Below are 16,843 nucleotides of genomic sequence, written 5' to 3' on the forward strand. Positions count from 1 at the left end.
GATGGCAGCGTGAGTGGGCAGGGACAGCCGAGTCGGTACACGCGCTCCTTCGGGGGCATGACCGGCGCCCTCATCGTCACGGTGATCGCGGTGCTGGCCTTCGTGGCCTGGCGCGGGCTGTTCCGCACCGATGTCGACGACACGCCGGTGGCGGTCGACTGGCAGGAGAGCGTCGAGCTCGCCCAGCACGCGGACCTCGACGTCGTCCACCCGCGTGACCTCCCGGCGGGCTGGATCGCCACGAGCGTGGACCTGTCCGCCGGCGACGACCCGCGCTGGGGGATGGGCGTGCTCACCGACGAGGGTCGCTTCGTCGGCATCCGCCAGCAGGACGCGTCGGTGGACGCGCTCGTCGAGCTCTACGTCGACGAGGAGGCCGAGTCCGGCGAGGACGCGAGGATCGACTCGGAGATCACCGACACCTGGCAGACGTGGAGCGACGAGGGCGGCGACCGCGGGTACTCGACCGAGATCGGCGACGAGGCCCTGTTGGTCTACGGCTCGGCGCCGGTCGAGGACATCGAGGCCTACCTGGGGCTGCTGACCCGCTAGCTCTCCGGCTCGGTGCCCATGGCCTCGTCGAGCCGCTCGCGCGCGCCGTCGAGCCACTGCTGGCAGACCTTGGCCAGCGCCTCGCCGCGCTCCCAGAGGGCGAGCGACTCCTCGAGGGTCGTCCCGCCGGCCTCGAGGGTGCGCACCACCTCGATGAGCTCCTCGCGGGCCTCCTCGTAGCTGGGCTGACCAGGTGTGGCGTCACTCATCGGGGTCCTCCTCGACCAGGGTGGCTGTCTCGACACGATCGGTGGTGGCGTGGATCCGGCCGTCGGCGACCCGCACGGACACCGCGGCGCCGGCGGCGGCCCCCGTGACCGAGGTGATGACGTGTCCGTCGGCGTCCTGGAGCACGGCGTACCCGCGTCGCAGCGTGGCGAGCGGCGACAGCGCCTGGGCGCGGGCGCGCTGGTGACCGATGTCGTCGGCGGCCCGGTCCAGGCGGTGCGAGAGCGTACGCCGGGCGCGGGCGAGCAGGTCGCCGAGCTCGTCGGACCGGACGGTCAGCAGGTTGCGGGGGTCGGCCATGGCCGGACGGGAGCGGACCTGGGCCAGCCACTCCTGCTCGCCGGCCACCCGCTGGGTGATGACCTGGCGCAGCCGGTCACGCGCCCAGGTGACGCCATTGAGCTCCTCGGCCATGTCGGGCACCACCAGCTTGGCGGCATCGGTAGGGGTCGAGGCGCGCACGTCGGCGACGAGGTCGAGCAGTGGTTGGTCGGGCTCGTGGCCGATCGCGGACACCACGGGAGTGCGCATGGCGTGCACCGCACGGACCAGCGCCTCGTCGGAGAACGGCAGCAGGTCCTCGATCGAGCCGCCGCCCCGGGCGACGACCACGACGTCGACGTCGGGGTTGCGCTCGAGCCGGTCGAGCGCCTCCATCACCTCCGCCGCCGACCGGGTGCCCTGCATCGCGGCGTAGGCGACCTCGAAGCGCACCGCGGGCCAGCGGCGGCGGGCGTTCTCGAGGACGTCGCGCTCGGCGGCGCTGTTGGGCGCGGTGACCAGCCCGACCCGCCCGGGCAGGAACGGCAGGTCACGCTTCAGCTCGGCGGCGAAGAGACCCTCGGCAGCGAGCAGCTGGCGGCGGCGCTCGAGGCGCGCGAGGAGCTCTCCGAGACCCACCATGCGGATCTCGCGGGCGGCGAGGGAGAACGAGCCGCGGTTGGCGTAGAAGCTGGGCCGGGCGTGCACGACGACGCTCGCACCCTCGACGAGGGGCGGGTTCATCGAGTCGACGAGGGAGCGGGGGCAGGTGAGGGTCACCGAGATGTCGGCGACCGTGTCGCGCAACGTCATGAAGACCGTCTGCATGCCGGGGCGGCGGTTGACCTGCGCGATCTGCCCCTCGACCCACACGGCTCCGAGCTTGTCGATCCACTGCGAGACGGCGTTGGCGACGGCCCGCACCGGGGCCGGCGACTCGACCGTGGCGTCGCGGAGTGAGGGCACGCCGCGAGGATAGGGGAGGGGTCGGACACGGCGGCGCAGGCAGGCTGGCGCGGCCCGTAGACTCGGGCCCATGACCCTTCGACACGACGCCGCTGGCGCGTCGTCTGCTCAGGACGGCGCCACCGACCTCGGCCTTCCGCCCGTCCTCGACCCGGAGACCGCGAAGAACGTGCTGCTCGCGGCTCCCCGCGGCTACTGCGCCGGCGTGGACCGGGCCGTGATCACGGTGGAGAAGGCCCTCGACCTCTACGGCGCGCCCGTCTACGTCCGCAAGCAGATCGTGCACAACAAGCACGTCGTGGCCAACCTCGAGTCGCGCGGCGCGATCTTCGTCGAGGAGCTCGACGAGGTCCCCGAGGGCCGGACCGTGGTGTTCTCCGCCCACGGCGTCTCGCCCGCGGTCCACGCGCAGGCCGCCGAGCGGGGCCTCAAGACCATCGACGCCACGTGCCCGCTGGTGACCAAGGTGCACCACGAGGCGCGTCGCTTCGCCTCCGACGACTACGACATCCTGCTCATCGGCCACGAGGGTCACGAGGAGGTCGAGGGCACCGCGGGCGAGGCGCCCGAGCACATCCAGCTGGTGCAGAGCCCTGACGACGTCGCCGGCATCGTCGTACGCGACCCGGCCAAGGTCGCCTGGCTCTCGCAGACCACGCTGAGCGTCGACGAGACCCTCGAGACCGTGGCCGCGATCCGGGAGAAGTTCCCCCTGCTGCTCGACCCGCCGAGCGACGACATCTGCTACGCCACGCAGAACCGGCAGCTCGCGGTCAAGGAGATCTCGCTGGCCGCGGACCTGGTGATCGTCGTCGGCTCGCGCAACTCGTCCAACTCCGTACGCCTCGTGGAGGTCGCGCTCGAGGCCGGCGCCAAGGCGTCGTACCTCGTCGACGACCACACCGAGATCGACGAGGCCTGGCTAGACGGCGTCGAGACCGTGTCCGTGACCTCGGGCGCCTCCGTGCCGGAGGATCTCGTCGAGGGCGTGCTCGCGTTCCTGTCCGAGCGCGGGTTCCCCGACGCCCGTGCCGTGCACTCGGCGGAGGAGTCCCTGATCTTCGCGCTGCCGCCCGAGCTGCGCCGCGACCTGCGCGCCGCGCAGAAGGCCTGACCGGGCATGGCGCGCTACCTCGACATCCACCCCGACAACCCGCAGCCGCGGCTCGTCACCCAGGTCGTCGAGGCGCTCCGCGACGATGCGCTGATCGCCTATCCCACCGACTCCGGCTACGCCCTGGGCGCGCAGCTCGGCAACCGTGACGGCCGCGACCGGATCCTGCGGATCCGCGAGCTCGACGACCGCCACCACTTCACGCTGATGTGCAAGGACTTCTCCCAGCTCGGGCAGTTCGTCCACGTCGACAACCACGCGTTCCGGGCGATCAAGGCCGCGACGCCGGGGCCGTACACGTTCATCCTGCCCGCGACGGGCGAGGTGCCGAAGCGGCTGATGCACGCCAAGAAGCGCACCGTCGGCGTCCGCATTCCCGACCACACCCTCGTCTGCGCCCTCCTCGAGGAGCTCGGCGAGCCGATCCTCACCAGCACGCTGATCCTCCCCGGCGAGACCGAGGCGCGGACGATGGGATGGGAGATCAAGGAGGACCTCGACCACGTCGTCGACGTCGTGGTCGAGTCGGGCGAGGTCACGGCCGAGCCCACGTCGGTGATCGACTGGTCCGAGGCGGAGCCCGTCGTCGTACGCCACGGGGCGGGCGACGTGTCGCGCTTCGAGGAGTGACTCACCCGAGCCGGGCCACCTTCCAGACGACGTCGTAGGCGTCCTGGCTGTCCCGGGGTCCGGGTGTGTTCCACAGCAGCAGGCCAGCAGCGAGCGCGGCCTGGGTGTCGTGGAGTCCGCCGCCGATGCGGGCGACGGTGAGCTCGGTGAGGTCGAGGACGTAGGTCGAGGAGACCCCGGGGTGGTCGACGCCGTCGGACGGTCCCGCCAGGACGACGTGGGAGTCGTCCGCGGCGACCACTGTCGCGTCGGCGACCTCGACTGCGCGTCCGCCCTGTCGGTCGTGGACGACTGTCGTCGAGCCCGGCACGTCCGACCCGCTGTCGCAGAGGTACGTCACCACCGGACTGTCCCCGGCCCACAGCACGGTGGGAGCCGCCTCGGGGAACGAGGCCGGCGCGTTGCACCCGTCCGGCCGACGGTCGGAGAGCTCTGTCTCGCCGTCCGGTGCGACGACGACGACCCGGCCGTCGGCCGCGGCACGCACGACGGCTCCACCAGCCCACGCGACCGCGACGCCTTCCAGGCCCTCTTCCACGCGCGCACGACCGCCCTCGTCCAGTGGCGCCGACCACCAGTGCAGAGGAGCGGACTCGCCCTCCATGGTGCTGCCGACGTAGACGCGGTCGTCCGGGCCCATCCGTACCAGGGGCGGCACGTGCCGCTCCCACGCTCCGCTCACGTGCACGACGCTGCTCTGCCAGGTGCGCGTCCCACGGTCGTAGAGGTGGAAGGTCCGACCCTGGTGCATCCACTCGGCCAGGACAAGTCGACCCTCGCCCAGCTCGACCGGTGTGACCTCTGGAGGGCGTCCGGGCAGGGGCGGCAGCCAGTCCGTCACGCCGGTGGCCGGATCGAGCAACCCGACCTCCACGTGACCGCGGTCGTCGGTGTACCGGGTGTGAAGCACGAGGCCGTCGGCCGTGATCCCCGCGAGCCGGTCGTACGCGAGCGAGTCGCGGTCGTTGTCCCAGCTGGTGCGGGTCGACGCGACGACGTCCAGGTCGACCGCCGCGCTGTCCTCGAGGTCGAGCCGGACGATCTCGGCGGGTGCCGGGGCGGGGTCGGGGCGTTCGTGTCCCGCGAGCACGACCGTGACGACCACCGCGGCCGCCGCGAGCGCGGACACGCCCACCACCGCTCCGGCGTGCCGTCTCCTCCGACGTCCACCTGCGCGGATGACGTCGTCCGGGTCGACGTCGTACGCCGGCGCGTCCGCGACTGCCTCGCGCAACGCGGTGCGCAGGTCGGTGCTCACGGCAGCACCTCCTGGGCCTGTGCGGGTACGTCCGGCGCGGGGGTGCGCAGCTCGCCGCCGTGCCGGGCGTAGGCAGCGCGCAGGGCCTCCAGCCCGCGAGCGGTCTGGCTCTTCACGGTGCCCGGTCGGCAGCCGAGCGTCCGGGCGACCGTCTCGACGCTCAGGTCCTCGTAGTAGCGGAGCACGACGCACGCCCGCTGCCGTGCAGGGAGCTCCGCGAGGGCAGTCAGCAGCAGTGCCCGGTCGAGCACCTGGCTGCTCACGTCTGGGACCGGCGCGTCGACGAGCTCGACAGTGGGCCGCTCGGACGTGGAACGCTTCCGGACCTGGTCGATCGCGACGTTCACGGCGGCGCGACGCGCGTACGCGTGTCGGCCGTGGCCCCGGTCGAGGCGGGGCCAGGCGACGTAGACGCGGATGAGGGCTTCCTGCGTGATGTCGGCGGCGCGGTCCCAGTCGCCGCACATGAGGTACGCCGTGCGTCGCAGGCCCGGGGCGGACGCGCGCGCGAAGGTGGCGAACTCCTCGTCGTCGGTCCTGGCCATGTCACCTCCCGCGCACCTCTCATGGTGAGATACGAGGTGGCGGTACGAACAGGTTGCAGGTGTGTTCGCGCCTCAGCCGGCGGACTGTCCGAGCTCGCGCTCGATCTCCTCGACCACCCCGGCCTCGCCCTCGCGGTGCAGGCGCCAGGCCAGCCAGCCGAGGCAGATCGCGTAGCCGACGAACAGGGCGACGCCGTGGGTGGCGACGCCCGACACGACCGCTTGCAGCAGGCTGTCGCGCGGGTCGGCCACCGCGGGGCGGGCGACGAGGGCGACGAAGCCGAAGACGGTCGTCATCAGCAGTGGCGGGAGCACGGCCACCAGGTAGAAGTCCCGCCGGCGCACCAGCGCGGCGAGGCCCAGGCACGTCACCACGAAGCAGAGGTCGAAGAACAACGTCAGTCTGCCGACCAGTGCGACATCGATGCTGACGGCGGTGAGGGTGACGGCCACCCCGAGGGACACCACCTGGCGGCCCGGCTCGTGCCGGACCTCCCAGAACGCCTCGGCGTGTCTCACGGCCCTCAACCTAGGGCGGCGCTCGGGCGCCCCGGGCGCGGCGCGCCGCAGGGGACGACTGCTCCCGGTCGAGCAGGTCGTCGAGGGTCGGCTCCCCTGTGCGGTCCGGGAGGTGGTCGAGGACGGCCAGCTCGGGTGCGGCGAGCGAGCGGGCGACGGCCTCGACCTGGCGTGGCTCCTCGAGCGCCTCGGTCGTCACGCCGAGCTCGGCGAAGCGCCGGGCGGACACCAGCACGCGCCCCTCGAGGGAGCCCATCGCCTGGTTCCAGGCGACGACGCTGGCGTTGAGCGAGCGGCCGACCCGGTCGAGGTGGCCGGCCATCGAGCCGAGCCGGGCGTGGAGGTCCTGGCCGAGGCGCTGCACGGCTTGGGCCTGCTCGTTGAGGACCTCGTGCTGCCAGCCCTGGGCGACGGTGCGCAGCAGCGCGATGAGCGTGGAGGGGGTGGCGAGCACGACGTTGCGTGCGGCGGCCTGCTCGACGAGGTCGGGCACCGCCTGCAGGGCGGCCTGGAGGATCGCCTCGCCGGGCAGGAACAGCACGACGAACTCCGGAGTCCCGGACAGCGCCTCCCAGTAGCGCCGCGAGCCGAGGTCGGCGACGTGCTTGCGGACGTGCTCGCCCAGCCGGGCCAGCGCCCGGTCGTGCTCCGCGGGGTCGTCGGTGCCGGTGAGGTCGAGGAACGCCGCGAGGGGTGCCTTGGCGTCGACCGCGATCGTCCGCCCGCCGGCCAGGGACACCACCAGGTCGGGCCGCAGCCGACCGTCGTCGAGGCGGGTCTGCTCGGCGAAGTCGCAGTGGTCGACGAGCCCGGCGAGCTCGACGGTGCGCCGCAGGTGCAGCTCGCCCCACTGGCCGCGCACCTGCGGCTTGCGCAGCGCGGTCGCCAGCGTCGTGGTCTCACGGCGCAGGGACTCGGTCGAGTGGCGCATGTCGGCCACCTGCTGGTTGAGCTGGGCCTGCCACGCGGTCCGGTCGTGGGCCAGGTCGCTGAGCTGGTCCTGGAGCCGGTCGAGGCCGTCCTGCACCACGGCGTGCTCCGCGACGCGCTGCTGCAGCGCGGCGAGCGCGGGGTCGTCGGCGGGACGGCTGCGCGACCACAGCACGCCGATCACGGCGCCGAGCGCCAGGCCGACGGCGAGGACCAGCGCCAGGGTGAGCAGCAGGGGGAAGGTGTCCATGGGGCCAGCATGGACGTGACCACCGACAGCCCGTGGGACCTCGGACGCCGACCGCGGACCGCTGGGTCCGTCGCCCGCCGCCGGCCGACCGCGGACCGGGCGGGGTAGTCCAGTGGGTACTGGTCGTCCCACGCCGCAGATCGCAGCCAGTTGTCACTGGACCAGCCACGACGACAGCCAGAACTCACTGGACTACCCCGGGTGAGGTCAGGCGCCCCGGGTGAGGTCAGGTGCCCGGGTGAGGTCAGGTGCCCGGGTGGGGTCGGGCGCCCCGGGTGAGGTCAGGCCCGCCGGAACGTCCGCCGGTAGGCCGACGGCGAGACCCCCACGCTCGCGTGCAGGTGCTGCCGCAGGGAGGCTGCCGTACCCATCCCGGCGCGGGTCGCGACCTGGTCGACGGGGAGGTCGGTGGCCTCGAGGAGGTGCTGGGCGTGGCGGATCCGCTGCTGGGTGACCCAGGCGCCGGGGGACTGGCCGGTCTCCTCGCGGAAGCGCCGGGTGAAGGTGCGCACGCTCATCGACGCCCGCGCGGCGAGGGTGGCCACGTCGAGCCGGTGGTGCAGGTGGGCCTGCGCCCACGCGCGTACGTCGCCGGTGGCCTCGTCGGGACGGCGCGGCACGTGCCGCTCGATGAACTGCGCCTGCCCGCCGTCGCGCCAGGGAGGTACGACCATGTGGCGGGCGACGGCGTTGGCGACCGCCGTGCCGTGGTCACTGCGGACCAGGTGCAGGCACAGGTCGATGCCGGCGCTCAGGCCCGCGGAGGTGAGCACGGAACCGTCGTCGGTGAACAGGACGTCCTCGTCGACGGCCACGGCCGGGTGCAGGCGGCGGAAGTCGTCGGCGTACTTCCAGTGCGTGGTGGCCCGGTGGCCGTCGAGGATGCCGGCGGCCGCGAGCACGAACGCGCCGGTGCAGATCGAGACCCAGCGCGCGTCGGACGGGACGGTCGCGAGGGCGGCGCGCAGGTCGTCGGGGAGTGTGCCGTCGCGTCGCGGGCCGGCGACCTGCGTGCCCGGGACGATGACGGTCTGCGCCGTGGCGAGGGCCTCGATCCCGGCCGAGGGGGCGATGGCGTACCCCCTCGTCGCCCGCACCGGCCCGCCGTCGAGCGACACGACCGCGACGTCGTAGAGCGGGTGGCCGTCCGCGTCGAACGCCTCACCCAGCACCTGCGGAGGGATGGTGAGGTCGTAGCCGATGACGGGCGGGATCGCGAGCACGACCACCCGGTGCGGAGTCGGGGAGGAGGACGCCATGGCCGGATTCTTTCACATGTTGGCATTCGTGCCACTCGTGGGCGTACACCCTCGGACGGGAGACTCGTCCCCGTGACGACGACGACGCCACCCGCTCCTGCCCCCTCGGGACCCACCGCCCCGCCCCGCCTCCACTGGGCGTGGGTCGTCGCGGCCGTCGCCTTCGTGACCCTCGTCGGCGCCGCGGCCTTCCGCTCGGTGCCCGGCGTCCTCATCGAGCCCCTGCACGACGAGTTCGGCTGGTCGCACGGACTCATCGGCTCCGCGGTCTCGCTCAACCTCATGCTCTTCGGGCTCATCTCGCCCTTCGCCGCCGCGCTGATGGACCGCTTCGGCGTACGCCCGGTCGTCACGTTCGCCCTCGTCATGGTGGCCGTCGGCAGCGGACTCACCGTCTTCATGTCCGAGCCCTGGCAGCTCGTCCTGTGCTGGGGCCTGCTCGTCGGCATCGGCACCGGCTCGATGTCGATGGCCTTCGTCGCGACCATCACCAGCCGATGGTTCGTCGCCCGCCGCGGACTCGTCAGCGGCATCCTCACCGCCGGCAACGCGACCGGCCAGCTCATCTTCCTGCCGGTGGTCGCCTGGTTCGCGACGCACCACGGGTGGCGCACGGCGGCCGTGCTGGCGTCCCTCGCCGCCCTGGCGGTCGTGCCGCTGGTGCTGCTGTTCCTCCGCAACCACCCCGCCGACCTCGGCCTGCGGGCCTACGGTGCGACCGACGCGGACCCCGGGCCGCCTCCGCACCAGCACGTCGGCTCGAGTGCCGGCCGGGCTCTCTCGGTGCTGCGCGACGCCGCGCGCAGCCGTACGTTCTGGCTGTTGTCGGGCGGGTTCGCGATCTGCGGCATGACGACCAACGGCCTCATCGCCACCCACTTCGTCCCCGCCGCGCACGACCACGGCATGCCCGCCACGACCGCCGCCTCGCTGCTCGCCGTCGTCGGGATCTTCGACGTCGTCGGCACCATCGCCTCGGGCTGGCTCACCGACAAGGTCGACCCGCGGCTGCTGCTCGTCGGCTACTACGCCCTGCGCGGTGTCGGACTGATGGCGCTGCCGGCGCTGATGTCGCCGCACGTCGAGCCCAGCATGTGGGTCTTCATCATCGTCTACGGCCTCGACTGGGTCGCGACCGTGCCGCCGACGGTGGCGCTGTGCCGCGAGTGGTTCGGAGCGGCCGCCGGTCCCATCGTGTTCGGCTGGGTCTTTGCCAGCCACCAGGTCGGCGCGGCCGTCGCCGCGACCGGTGCCGGGGTCGTCCGCGACGTCACCGGCGGCTACGACCCGGCGTTCTACGCCGCGGCGGGTCTCTGCGCGATCGCCGCGGTCATGTCCTGGGCGATCAGGCGCACTCCGCAACCGGTCGCGGTCGGCTGAGGATCAGTCGAGGTCGACGACCACCGGCGCGTGGTCGGACGGCGCGCCGGCGAAACGGGCCGGGTCGCGCTCCTCGCGGTCGACGAACGCCCCGGTCACGCGCGAGGCGAGCGCGGGCGAGGCGAGGACGAAGTCGATCTTGAGCCCGCGGTCGCGCTCGAATCGCTGGCGGTAGTAGTCCCAGTAGGTGTAGCCCGCGTCGTGCGCGCGGGTCACCTCGGCGTACCCGTCGTCGAGGAAGCCCTGGAACGCCGCGCGCTCCGGAGGCGTGACATGGGTCGACTTCGCGAACTGCGTGACGTCGAAGACGTCGTCGTCGGTGGGGCAGATGTTCCAGTCCCCGACCAGCGCGGTCTCCCCGCCGAGCCATCCGCTCGCGGTCGCGCGCAGCCGGGCGAGCCAGTCGAGCTTGTAGACGTAGTGGGGGTCGTCGGGCTTGCGACCGTTGGGGACGTAGAGCGACCAGACCCGTACGCCGCCGCAGGTCGCGCCGATCGCGCGCGCCTCCACGGCGGCCGGGTCGCCGAAGTGCGGCATGTCCGAGAAGCCGACCTCGACGTCCTCGAGCCCGACCCGCGAGAGCAGCGCGACCCCGTTCCACTGGTTGAGCCCGGCGACGGCGATGTCGTAGCCCAGCGCCTGCAGACCCATCAGCGGCAGCTGGTCCTCACGAGCCTTGGTCTCCTGCAGGGCCAGCACGTCGACCTCGTGGCGCTGCACGAAGGCCTCGACGCGGTCGATGCGGGAGCGGAGCGAGTTGACGTTCCAGGTGGCGATGCGCACGCGTCCACCCTAAGGAATGGACCTCGAGCCGTACGCCGTGGGGCGGGGAACTCTTTACGCAGGAAACCCTTTACAGATCGGGGGCCGATGGGGGAAGTTCATCGGCACGCACCTGTCTCGGGAACTCGTGCCAACCTGCAGGACCCTTGGTCGGACCACGTCCGACCCGTGCTCGACTCTCCGAGGCGGCGGTGCACTCCACCCCCCATCGAGAGAGAAGAACGAGCATGAAGCGCAGTCGACTCGGGGCGATCGCCCTCTCCAGCGCAGCACTCCTCGGCGCCGCCCTCGCCTCACCGGCACTGGCGTCCACGGACTCGGAGATCCCGACGTTCCAGCAGTTCCACGCTGACACCTTCAAGGACAGCGACAACCAGTACATCGTCAACGGCGACGAGCCGATCTCCGGCACCGGCGACCTCAAGGCCTACTACGACCGGATGATCCACGGCGCCGAGGAGGCAGCCGAGGAGGGCATGACCGCCAACCTCGTGGTCAACACCGTCGGCGGCGCCGACGACAAGTGGACGACCAGCCAGGTCGGCAACCTGACCTACTGCGTCAGCACCAAGTTCGGCTCGCGCTACGGCGACGTCGTCAACGCGATGGCGGCCGGCGCCCAGCTGTGGGAGGACGCCTCCTCCGCGATCGACTACGTCCACGTCTCGTCGCAGGACGCCAGCTGCACCACCCGCAACAAGAGCGTGGTGTTCTCCGTCGAGCCGGTGCAGACCTCCCAGTACATCGCCCGCGCGTTCTTCCCGAGCTCGCCCAAGCGCTCGCGCAACGTGCTGGTCGACGACTCGATCTGGACCGCCGGCTCCTGGACCCCGGCCAACATCATGGGCCACGAGCTCGGCCACACGCTGGGCTTCCGCCACGAGCACACGCGGCCCGAGGCCGGGACCTGCTTCGAGGACAACAACTGGCGTGCGCTGACGCCCTACGACTCCTCGTCGATCATGCACTACCCCCAGTGCAACGGCACGTCGAGCAACCTCAGCATGACCGCCACCGACCGTCAGGGAGCGGCCGCTCTCTACGGCGCCTGATCCCCACCCGGATCACCAGACGACAGTGGACCCGGACGCCCCCTCCGTCCCGAGCGGAGGGGGCGTCCGTCATTGCCTCGTCGGTGTCGCCCGGTAGCGTCGGCGCGTGTCCACCCCGACCTCTCGCCCGACCTCTCGCCCGACCTCTCGCCCGGCCTCCACGATCCTCTCCGCGCGCGACCTCGAGTTCCTGCTCTTCGAGTGGCTCGACGTCGAGTCGCTGGGAGAGCGGCCGCGGTTCGCCGAGCACGACCGGGAGTCCTACGAGGCCCTGCTGGAGCTGTGCGCGCAGCTCGCCACGGACCACTTCGCACCCCACTACCGAAAGAGCGACGTCGAGGAGCCGGTCTTCGACGGGGAGCGCGTACGCCTGATCCCCGAGGTCGCCACCGCGCTCGAGGCGCTCGCGCGAGCCGACCTGCTCGCGCTCACCCTCGACGAGGAGCACGGCGGCCACCAGGTGCCGCACGTCGTCGCGTCGGCCTGCATGGCGTGGTTCACCGCGGCCAACATCGGCACCGCGGCGTACTCGTTCCTCACCATGGCCAACGCGAGCCTGCTGCTCGAGCACGGCACCCCCGACCAGGTCGAGCGCTTCGTGGGGCCCATGCTGGAGGGACGCTTCTTCGGGACGATGACCCTCTCGGAGCCGCACGCCGGCTCGAGCCTCGGCGACGTCCTCACCCGCGCCGTCCCCGCCGACGACGGCACCTATCGGATCTTCGGCAGCAAGATGTGGATCTCCGGCGGCGACCACGAGATGGGCGACAACATCGTCCACCTGGTGCTCGCCAAGCTGCCCGACGCCCCGGCCGGCACGCGCGGCATCTCCCTCTTCGTGGTGCCCAAGCACCTCGTGGCCGACGACGGCTCGATCGGCGAGCGCAACGACGTCGCGCTCGCCGGCATCAACCACAAGCTCGGCAGCCGCGGCACGGTCAACACCGCGCCCGTCTTCGGCGGCGGCGCCTTCACGCCGGGCGGGGCCGCGGGCGCCGTGGGCTACCTCGTCGGTGAGCCCGACAAGGGCCTGTCCTACATGTTCCACATGATGAACGCGGCCCGGCTCGGGGTCGGGATGTCCGCGACCACGACTGCCTACACCGCCTACCTCAAGTCGCTCGAGTACGCCCGCTCCCGCCCGCAGGGTCGTCGGCTGACCGCGGCCGACCCGACCGCGCCCCAGGTGCCGATCATCGAGCACGCCGACGTGCGCCGGATGCTGCTGGCCCAGAAGGCGTACGTCGAGGGCGCCCTCGCGCTCAACCTCTGGTGCTCGCGCCTGCTCGACGTGCAGGAGAGCCCGCGCGACGACGCCGAGCGCGCGGAGGCCGGCCTGCTGCTCGACCTGCTGACGCCGATCGCGAAGTCGTGGCCCTCGCAGTGGGGCCAGGAGAGCAACAGCCTCGCCATCCAGGTGCTCGGCGGCGCGGCCTACACCCGCGACTACGACGTCGAGGCGCACTGGCGCGACCAGCGGCTCAACCCGATCCACGAGGGCACCCACGGCATCCAGGCGCTCGACCTCCTCGGCCGCAAGGTCCTCGGCGGAGGCGGCGCCTCGCTGGCCGCGCTGGCCGGCAAGGTCCAGGAGACCGTGGCCCGGGCGCGCGACCTCGGCGGCGAGCCCGCGGCCCACGGGGTTGCGCTGACGTCGATGGTCGACCGCCTCGGAGAGGTCACCCTCGCGCTCGCCGGGCTGGGCGACGCCGAGCGCACGATGGCCAACGCCACCGTCTACCTCGAGGCGGCCGGTCACGTCGTGGTCGCGTGGATGTGGCTCGAGCAGCTCGTCGCGGTGGGGGAGAAGGAGGGCGACTTCTACGACGGCAAGCGCGCCGCCGCGCGCTACTTCTTCCGCTGGGAGCTGCCCAAGGTCGCCCCCATGCTCGACCTGCTCGCCTCGGGCGACACCACGACGCTGGACATGAGAGAAGCCTGGTTCTAGGCCGGTTCCCGGGCGACGAAGTCGCTGAGCAGGCCCGGCGTCGCGGCGTCGGCCAGCGCCACCGCGACCTCGAGGCGTACGTCTCGCACCACCACCCGCTCGGTGCCGGCCGCGGTGGTCGCGGTCAGGTCGGCGAGGCCGATGCGGCGCTGCCACCACGACTGGCTCACCACCCAGCCGATGATGCCGTCGGTCTCGAGGGCGGTGCGCACGCGCGCCAGCGTGCCGCTGCCGGCGACGAGGTGGTCGTCGGCGAGGGCGTGGCCGAGGTGGCGGTAGGACGCCTCGCCCACCGCGGCCGCCGCGGCGAGCAGGGCAGCGCCGAGCGCCACCAGCCACCACCAGGTCAGGTCGAACCACCACCAGCCGACGGCGAGCAGCACGATGACGTCGAGGGCGTTGCGCAGCTGGCGGAACCACGCCCGGCGGTGGGCCTTGGTCCCGTGCTCGACGAGGGGGTCGGACAGCGGGCCGCGGCGATCGAGCACGGCCTCGCCGACCCCGACTGCCACGCTGCGTGGGCAGGGCGGCAGCACCTGGGCGACGCCGCTCTCGACGCCGGTCGCCAGGGTCGACAGCTCGGCTCCGCCGACCATCCGCAGGAGCACCGGCTCGGTCATCTCGACGCCGCGGACCTTCGTCTCCTCGACGGTGATGGAGCGGGTGGTGAGCAGTCCCGAGGTGAGGTGGAGCGACCCGTGCTCGCGCACCAGCCGGAAGCCCCACCACTGCAGGACGTAGCCCGCGACCGAGACCACGAGCCACACGACCAGGGCGCCGACGGCGAGCGTCGGCACGACGACCACGAGCGCGAACTGGGTCAGCCACTGCCACACCGAGGTCGCGGTCTCCTCGTTCCAGATGGGGAGCTCGTCGGCGAACTGCGACAGCACGCCGAGGCCGCCGACCAGGAGCACCAGCCGGCTCAGGCTGAAGGGCGCGAAGCGCAGCCAGGACCAGTCGATCGTCGCCAGGGGCACAGCGGGAGCGGGCGCCGCCGGGACGTGGGCGGGCACGGTCCCTGCCGCGGGGTCGGCGTCCTCGGCCTCGGTGGCGTACGGCCGCTCGACGACCGGCGGCTCCGCGATGATCCGGCGTCCGAGCAGGGACGTACGCAGGGTGTGGGCGTCGGCGACCGCGAGCGCGTCGAGGGTGATCCGGTCGTCATCGACGCCGGTGCCGACCTGGACCTTCTGCAGGCCGAGGATCCGGTGCAGCAACGACGCCTCGAGGTCGACGCTGCGGACCCGGTCGAGCGGTGCTGTCGACGTGGTCCTGTTGAGGATCCCGCTGCGCACCTGGATCTGGCTGTCGGTGAGCCGGTAGTGGGTGGTCAGCCACGGGAGGGCGCCGAGGACCAGCGGCGCGACGACCAGCAGGGGGAAGACCAGGGGCCAGAAGCGCATGTCGCTCTGGCTGATGCCGACCAGGGCGACGACGACGGGTACGACCGCCTGGCCCACGGCCTTCACCGGGTCGAGCAGGAGCTTGCGCGGGCTGAGCCGGACCCAGCCGTTGCCGGGGGCGGGGATCACGTCGCGTCGCCCTCCGTCGCCGCGGTGATGGCGGTCAGCTGCGCGACCACGTGGGCCGCGGTGTCGGTGTCGAGGCAGTCCACCGTGATCGGACCGGCTGCCGACGCAGTGGTGACGGTGATCGAGGCGAGCCCGAACATCCGCATCAGGGCACCCTGGCGGGAGTCGACGGTCTGCACGCGGCTGATCGGTGCGATCCGCGTCTCGCGGCCGATCCACCCCTCGCGGGTGTGGACCGCGGTGTCGGTGACCTCCCACCGGTGCACCCGGAAGCGGATGCGCGGCATCAGCACCACGTGGGCGACCGCGGCCACGGCGAGGAGCAGGACGAGCAGGCCGACCCACGCCGGAGCCCCCGGGACCACCAGCCAGGCGACCAGGGCGCCGGCCACGAGGACGGCGTCACCGAGCAGCGCCGACACCGTCCAGAAACCGATCGCCCGCGGCGAGACACGGTGGGCCGGCACGCGCAGCACCGGTCCTTCCACGACCGCTCCGACCCCCACGTCACTCATGCCCCGAGTCTGTCAGGTCGGACCGCGGGAGTTCCCCCGGCACAAACGTGCAATTGGGATCGTACGCCTCGCCGGACCCCTTGGTTCTGCAAGTTCATGCAGTGCACAGACCTGGTGCTGGCGGTCACTTCCGCGTCCCCGTCCGGTGCTGGTCAGGTGAGCAGGCGTTACCTCACATTGCGACCACCAGAAGGACAACAACCATGTTGCACCGCACCATGCTGCGAGCCGCCACCGCGGTCGCCGCAGCAGCCGCCCTCGCCCTCTCCCTCGCCCCGACCGCCACCGCGGTCCCGGCGCAGGACCGGGTCCCCACCTTCGGCGAGTTCCAGGCCTCGACGTTCCGCGACGTCGCCGGCCAGTACGTCGTCAACGGCGACGAGACGATCGGCAGCACCAAGATGCTGCGCGACTACTACGACGAGATGATCGCGTCCTACCAGGCAGGCGACGGGCCCTCCGCCGAGCTGATCATCAACCGGGTCTACGGCGTCGACGACAAGTGGTCGGCCACGACGGCGCGCAACCTCACCTACTGCGTGTCCAACAACTTCGGCACCCAGAAGGCCAACATCGTCAACGCGATGGCCAACGGCGCCTACCAGTGGGAGGCCGCCTCGTCCGGGGTCAACTTCACCTACGTCCCGTCGGCCGACTCCAACTGCCGCACCACCAACAACGCGGTGCTGTTCTCCGTGGAGCCGACCTACACCAACCAGTACATCGCCCGGGCGTTCTTCCCCAGCTCCTCGGACAACCAGCGCAACGTGCTGGTCAACGCGTCGTCCCTGATGAGCTCGGGCTCCTGGTCGCCGGGCAACATCATGGCGCACGAGCTCGGGCACACCCTCGGCTTCCGCCACGAGCACACGCGGCCCGAGGCCGGCACCTGCTTCGAGGACAACAACTGGCGCCCGCTGACGCCGTACGACTCGTCCTCGATCATGCACTACCCCCAGTGCAACGGGACGTCGAGCAACCTGTCGATGACCAGCACGGACCGTGCCGGCATCCGGGCGGTCTACGGCTCCTGAGGTCCGACTGACACCTTGCGGGAGGGAGGGCCCGGCCGGTCGGCCGGGCCCTCTGTCATGTCCGGGCAGCGGCCGGGCCGCGCC

General features: G+C 72.2%; 17 protein-coding genes. 7 read left to right on the top strand and 10 right to left on the bottom strand.

Annotated elements, in window-relative coordinates; genetic code table 11:
* Positions 1 to 9 precede the first annotated feature (9 nt).
* A complete protein-coding gene (locus tag EXE59_RS09210) occupies positions 10 to 552 on the top strand; it encodes a DUF4245 domain-containing protein (RefSeq protein ID WP_168218465.1) in 543 nt (180 codons plus the stop codon).
* On the opposite strand, the gene EXE59_RS09215 is transcribed toward EXE59_RS09210, so the two are convergent.
* Entirely contained in the window at positions 549 to 761 is a 213-nt protein-coding gene (locus EXE59_RS09215; protein WP_135838637.1) for an exodeoxyribonuclease VII small subunit, read from the bottom strand. The two genes, EXE59_RS09210 and EXE59_RS09215, sit on opposite strands and share 4 nt — an antisense overlap.
* Positions 754 to 2,007: an exodeoxyribonuclease VII large subunit gene (gene xseA / locus EXE59_RS09220; RefSeq protein WP_246056663.1), complete on the bottom strand. Its 1,254-nt coding sequence runs from the start codon at positions 2,005 to 2,007 to the stop codon at positions 754 to 756. Before xseA ends, EXE59_RS09215 begins: the two co-directional genes overlap by 8 nt.
* Positions 2,008 to 2,077: 70 nt before the next feature.
* On the opposite strand from xseA, the gene EXE59_RS09225 reads away from it, so the two are divergent.
* Together EXE59_RS09225 and EXE59_RS09230 are read left to right on the top strand one after the other, a co-directional pair.
* Positions 2,078 to 3,121 (top strand): 4-hydroxy-3-methylbut-2-enyl diphosphate reductase, encoded by a 1,044-nt coding sequence (locus EXE59_RS09225; RefSeq protein ID WP_135838639.1) that lies wholly within the window; start codon positions 2,078 to 2,080, stop codon positions 3,119 to 3,121.
* Between the two features lie 6 nt (positions 3,122 to 3,127).
* A complete protein-coding gene (locus EXE59_RS09230) occupies positions 3,128 to 3,751 on the top strand; it encodes an L-threonylcarbamoyladenylate synthase (protein ID WP_135838640.1) in 624 nt (207 codons plus the stop codon).
* Between the two features lies 1 nt (position 3,752).
* Here the strand turns inward: EXE59_RS09230 and EXE59_RS09235 are convergent, their stop codons facing one another.
* The 5 genes from EXE59_RS09235 to EXE59_RS09255 form a co-directional block, all read right to left on the bottom strand.
* On the bottom strand, positions 3,753 to 5,009 hold the full coding sequence (locus EXE59_RS09235) for a hypothetical protein (protein WP_135838641.1): 1,257 nt from the start codon (positions 5,007 to 5,009) through the stop codon (positions 3,753 to 3,755).
* On the bottom strand, positions 5,006 to 5,554 hold the full coding sequence (locus EXE59_RS09240) for a SigE family RNA polymerase sigma factor (RefSeq protein WP_135838642.1): 549 nt from the start codon (positions 5,552 to 5,554) through the stop codon (positions 5,006 to 5,008). Before EXE59_RS09240 ends, EXE59_RS09235 begins: the two co-directional genes overlap by 4 nt.
* Positions 5,555 to 5,626: 72 nt before the next feature.
* Positions 5,627 to 6,073 carry a DUF6542 domain-containing protein gene (locus EXE59_RS09245; RefSeq protein ID WP_135838643.1) on the bottom strand — a complete coding sequence of 149 codons (447 nt, stop codon included), beginning with the start codon at positions 6,071 to 6,073 and terminating at the stop codon, positions 5,627 to 5,629.
* A gap of 10 nt (positions 6,074 to 6,083) precedes the next feature.
* Positions 6,084 to 7,253 (bottom strand): DNA recombination protein RmuC, encoded by a 1,170-nt coding sequence (locus tag EXE59_RS09250; protein ID WP_135838644.1) that lies wholly within the window; start codon positions 7,251 to 7,253, stop codon positions 6,084 to 6,086.
* 281 nt (positions 7,254 to 7,534) lie between these two features.
* Entirely contained in the window at positions 7,535 to 8,512 is a 978-nt protein-coding gene (locus EXE59_RS09255) for a GlxA family transcriptional regulator (protein ID WP_135838645.1), read from the bottom strand.
* Between the two features lie 72 nt (positions 8,513 to 8,584).
* Between EXE59_RS09255 and EXE59_RS09260 the strand changes: the two genes are divergently transcribed.
* Positions 8,585 to 9,892, top strand: coding sequence for an MFS transporter (locus tag EXE59_RS09260; protein ID WP_135838646.1), 1,308 nt, complete (start codon positions 8,585 to 8,587; stop codon positions 9,890 to 9,892).
* Between the two features lie 3 nt (positions 9,893 to 9,895).
* On the opposite strand, the gene EXE59_RS09265 is transcribed toward EXE59_RS09260, so the two are convergent.
* Complete coding sequence (locus EXE59_RS09265; protein ID WP_135838647.1) at positions 9,896 to 10,675, bottom strand: exodeoxyribonuclease III; 780 nt, start codon at positions 10,673 to 10,675, stop codon at positions 9,896 to 9,898.
* Positions 10,676 to 10,902: 227 nt separating this feature from the next.
* On the opposite strand from EXE59_RS09265, the gene EXE59_RS09270 reads away from it, so the two are divergent.
* Both EXE59_RS09270 and EXE59_RS09275 read left to right on the top strand, forming a co-directional pair.
* Entirely contained in the window at positions 10,903 to 11,727 is an 825-nt protein-coding gene (locus tag EXE59_RS09270) for a matrixin family metalloprotease (protein ID WP_135838648.1), read from the top strand.
* A 106-nt stretch (positions 11,728 to 11,833) separates the two neighbouring features.
* A complete protein-coding gene (locus EXE59_RS09275; protein ID WP_135838649.1) occupies positions 11,834 to 13,675 on the top strand; it encodes an acyl-CoA dehydrogenase in 1,842 nt (613 codons plus the stop codon).
* Here the strand turns inward: EXE59_RS09275 and EXE59_RS09280 are convergent.
* Positions 13,672 to 15,210 carry a PH domain-containing protein gene (locus tag EXE59_RS09280; RefSeq protein WP_135838650.1) on the bottom strand — a complete coding sequence of 513 codons (1,539 nt, stop codon included), beginning with the start codon at positions 15,208 to 15,210 and terminating at the stop codon, positions 13,672 to 13,674. The genes EXE59_RS09275 and EXE59_RS09280 overlap by 4 nt on opposite strands.
* Positions 15,207 to 15,725 carry a PH domain-containing protein gene (locus EXE59_RS09285; protein WP_135838651.1) on the bottom strand — a complete coding sequence of 173 codons (519 nt, stop codon included), beginning with the start codon at positions 15,723 to 15,725 and terminating at the stop codon, positions 15,207 to 15,209. The genes EXE59_RS09280 and EXE59_RS09285 overlap by 4 nt, the downstream gene beginning before the upstream one ends.
* Positions 15,726 to 15,928: 203 nt before the next feature.
* Between EXE59_RS09285 and EXE59_RS09290 the strand changes: the two genes are divergently transcribed.
* The gene (locus tag EXE59_RS09290) at positions 15,929 to 16,759 is read left to right on the top strand and encodes a zinc metalloprotease (protein WP_210428943.1); all 831 of its coding nucleotides are present in this window, start codon (positions 15,929 to 15,931) and stop codon (positions 16,757 to 16,759) included.
* The last annotated feature ends 84 nt before the right edge of the window (positions 16,760 to 16,843 follow it).

Origin of the sequence: Nocardioides eburneiflavus, from assembly GCF_004785795.1 — a bacterium.
GTDB lineage: Bacteria > Actinomycetota > Actinomycetes > Propionibacteriales > Nocardioidaceae > Nocardioides > Nocardioides eburneiflavus.

Bases quoted from the DNA above. Each gene is read 5' to 3' on its own strand.
- EXE59_RS09250 (WP_135838644.1), bottom strand. From the start codon at position 7,253: ATGGACACCTTCCCCCTGCTGCTCACCCTGGCGCTGGTCCTCGCCGTC.
- EXE59_RS09215 (WP_135838637.1), bottom strand. From the start codon at position 761: ATGAGTGACGCCACACCTGGTCAGCCCAGCTACGAGGAGGCCCGCGAG.
- EXE59_RS09285 (WP_135838651.1), bottom strand. From the start codon at position 15,725: ATGAGTGACGTGGGGGTCGGAGCGGTCGTGGAAGGACCGGTGCTGCGC.
- EXE59_RS09290 (WP_210428943.1), top strand. From the start codon at position 15,929: ATGTTGCACCGCACCATGCTGCGAGCCGCCACCGCGGTCGCCGCAGCA.
- EXE59_RS09255 (WP_135838645.1), bottom strand. From the start codon at position 8,512: ATGGCGTCCTCCTCCCCGACTCCGCACCGGGTGGTCGTGCTCGCGATC.
- EXE59_RS09225 (WP_135838639.1), top strand. From the start codon at position 2,078: ATGACCCTTCGACACGACGCCGCTGGCGCGTCGTCTGCTCAGGACGGC.
- EXE59_RS09270 (WP_135838648.1), top strand. From the start codon at position 10,903: ATGAAGCGCAGTCGACTCGGGGCGATCGCCCTCTCCAGCGCAGCACTC.
- EXE59_RS09240 (WP_135838642.1), bottom strand. From the start codon at position 5,554: ATGGCCAGGACCGACGACGAGGAGTTCGCCACCTTCGCGCGCGCGTCC.
- EXE59_RS09230 (WP_135838640.1), top strand. From the start codon at position 3,128: ATGGCGCGCTACCTCGACATCCACCCCGACAACCCGCAGCCGCGGCTC.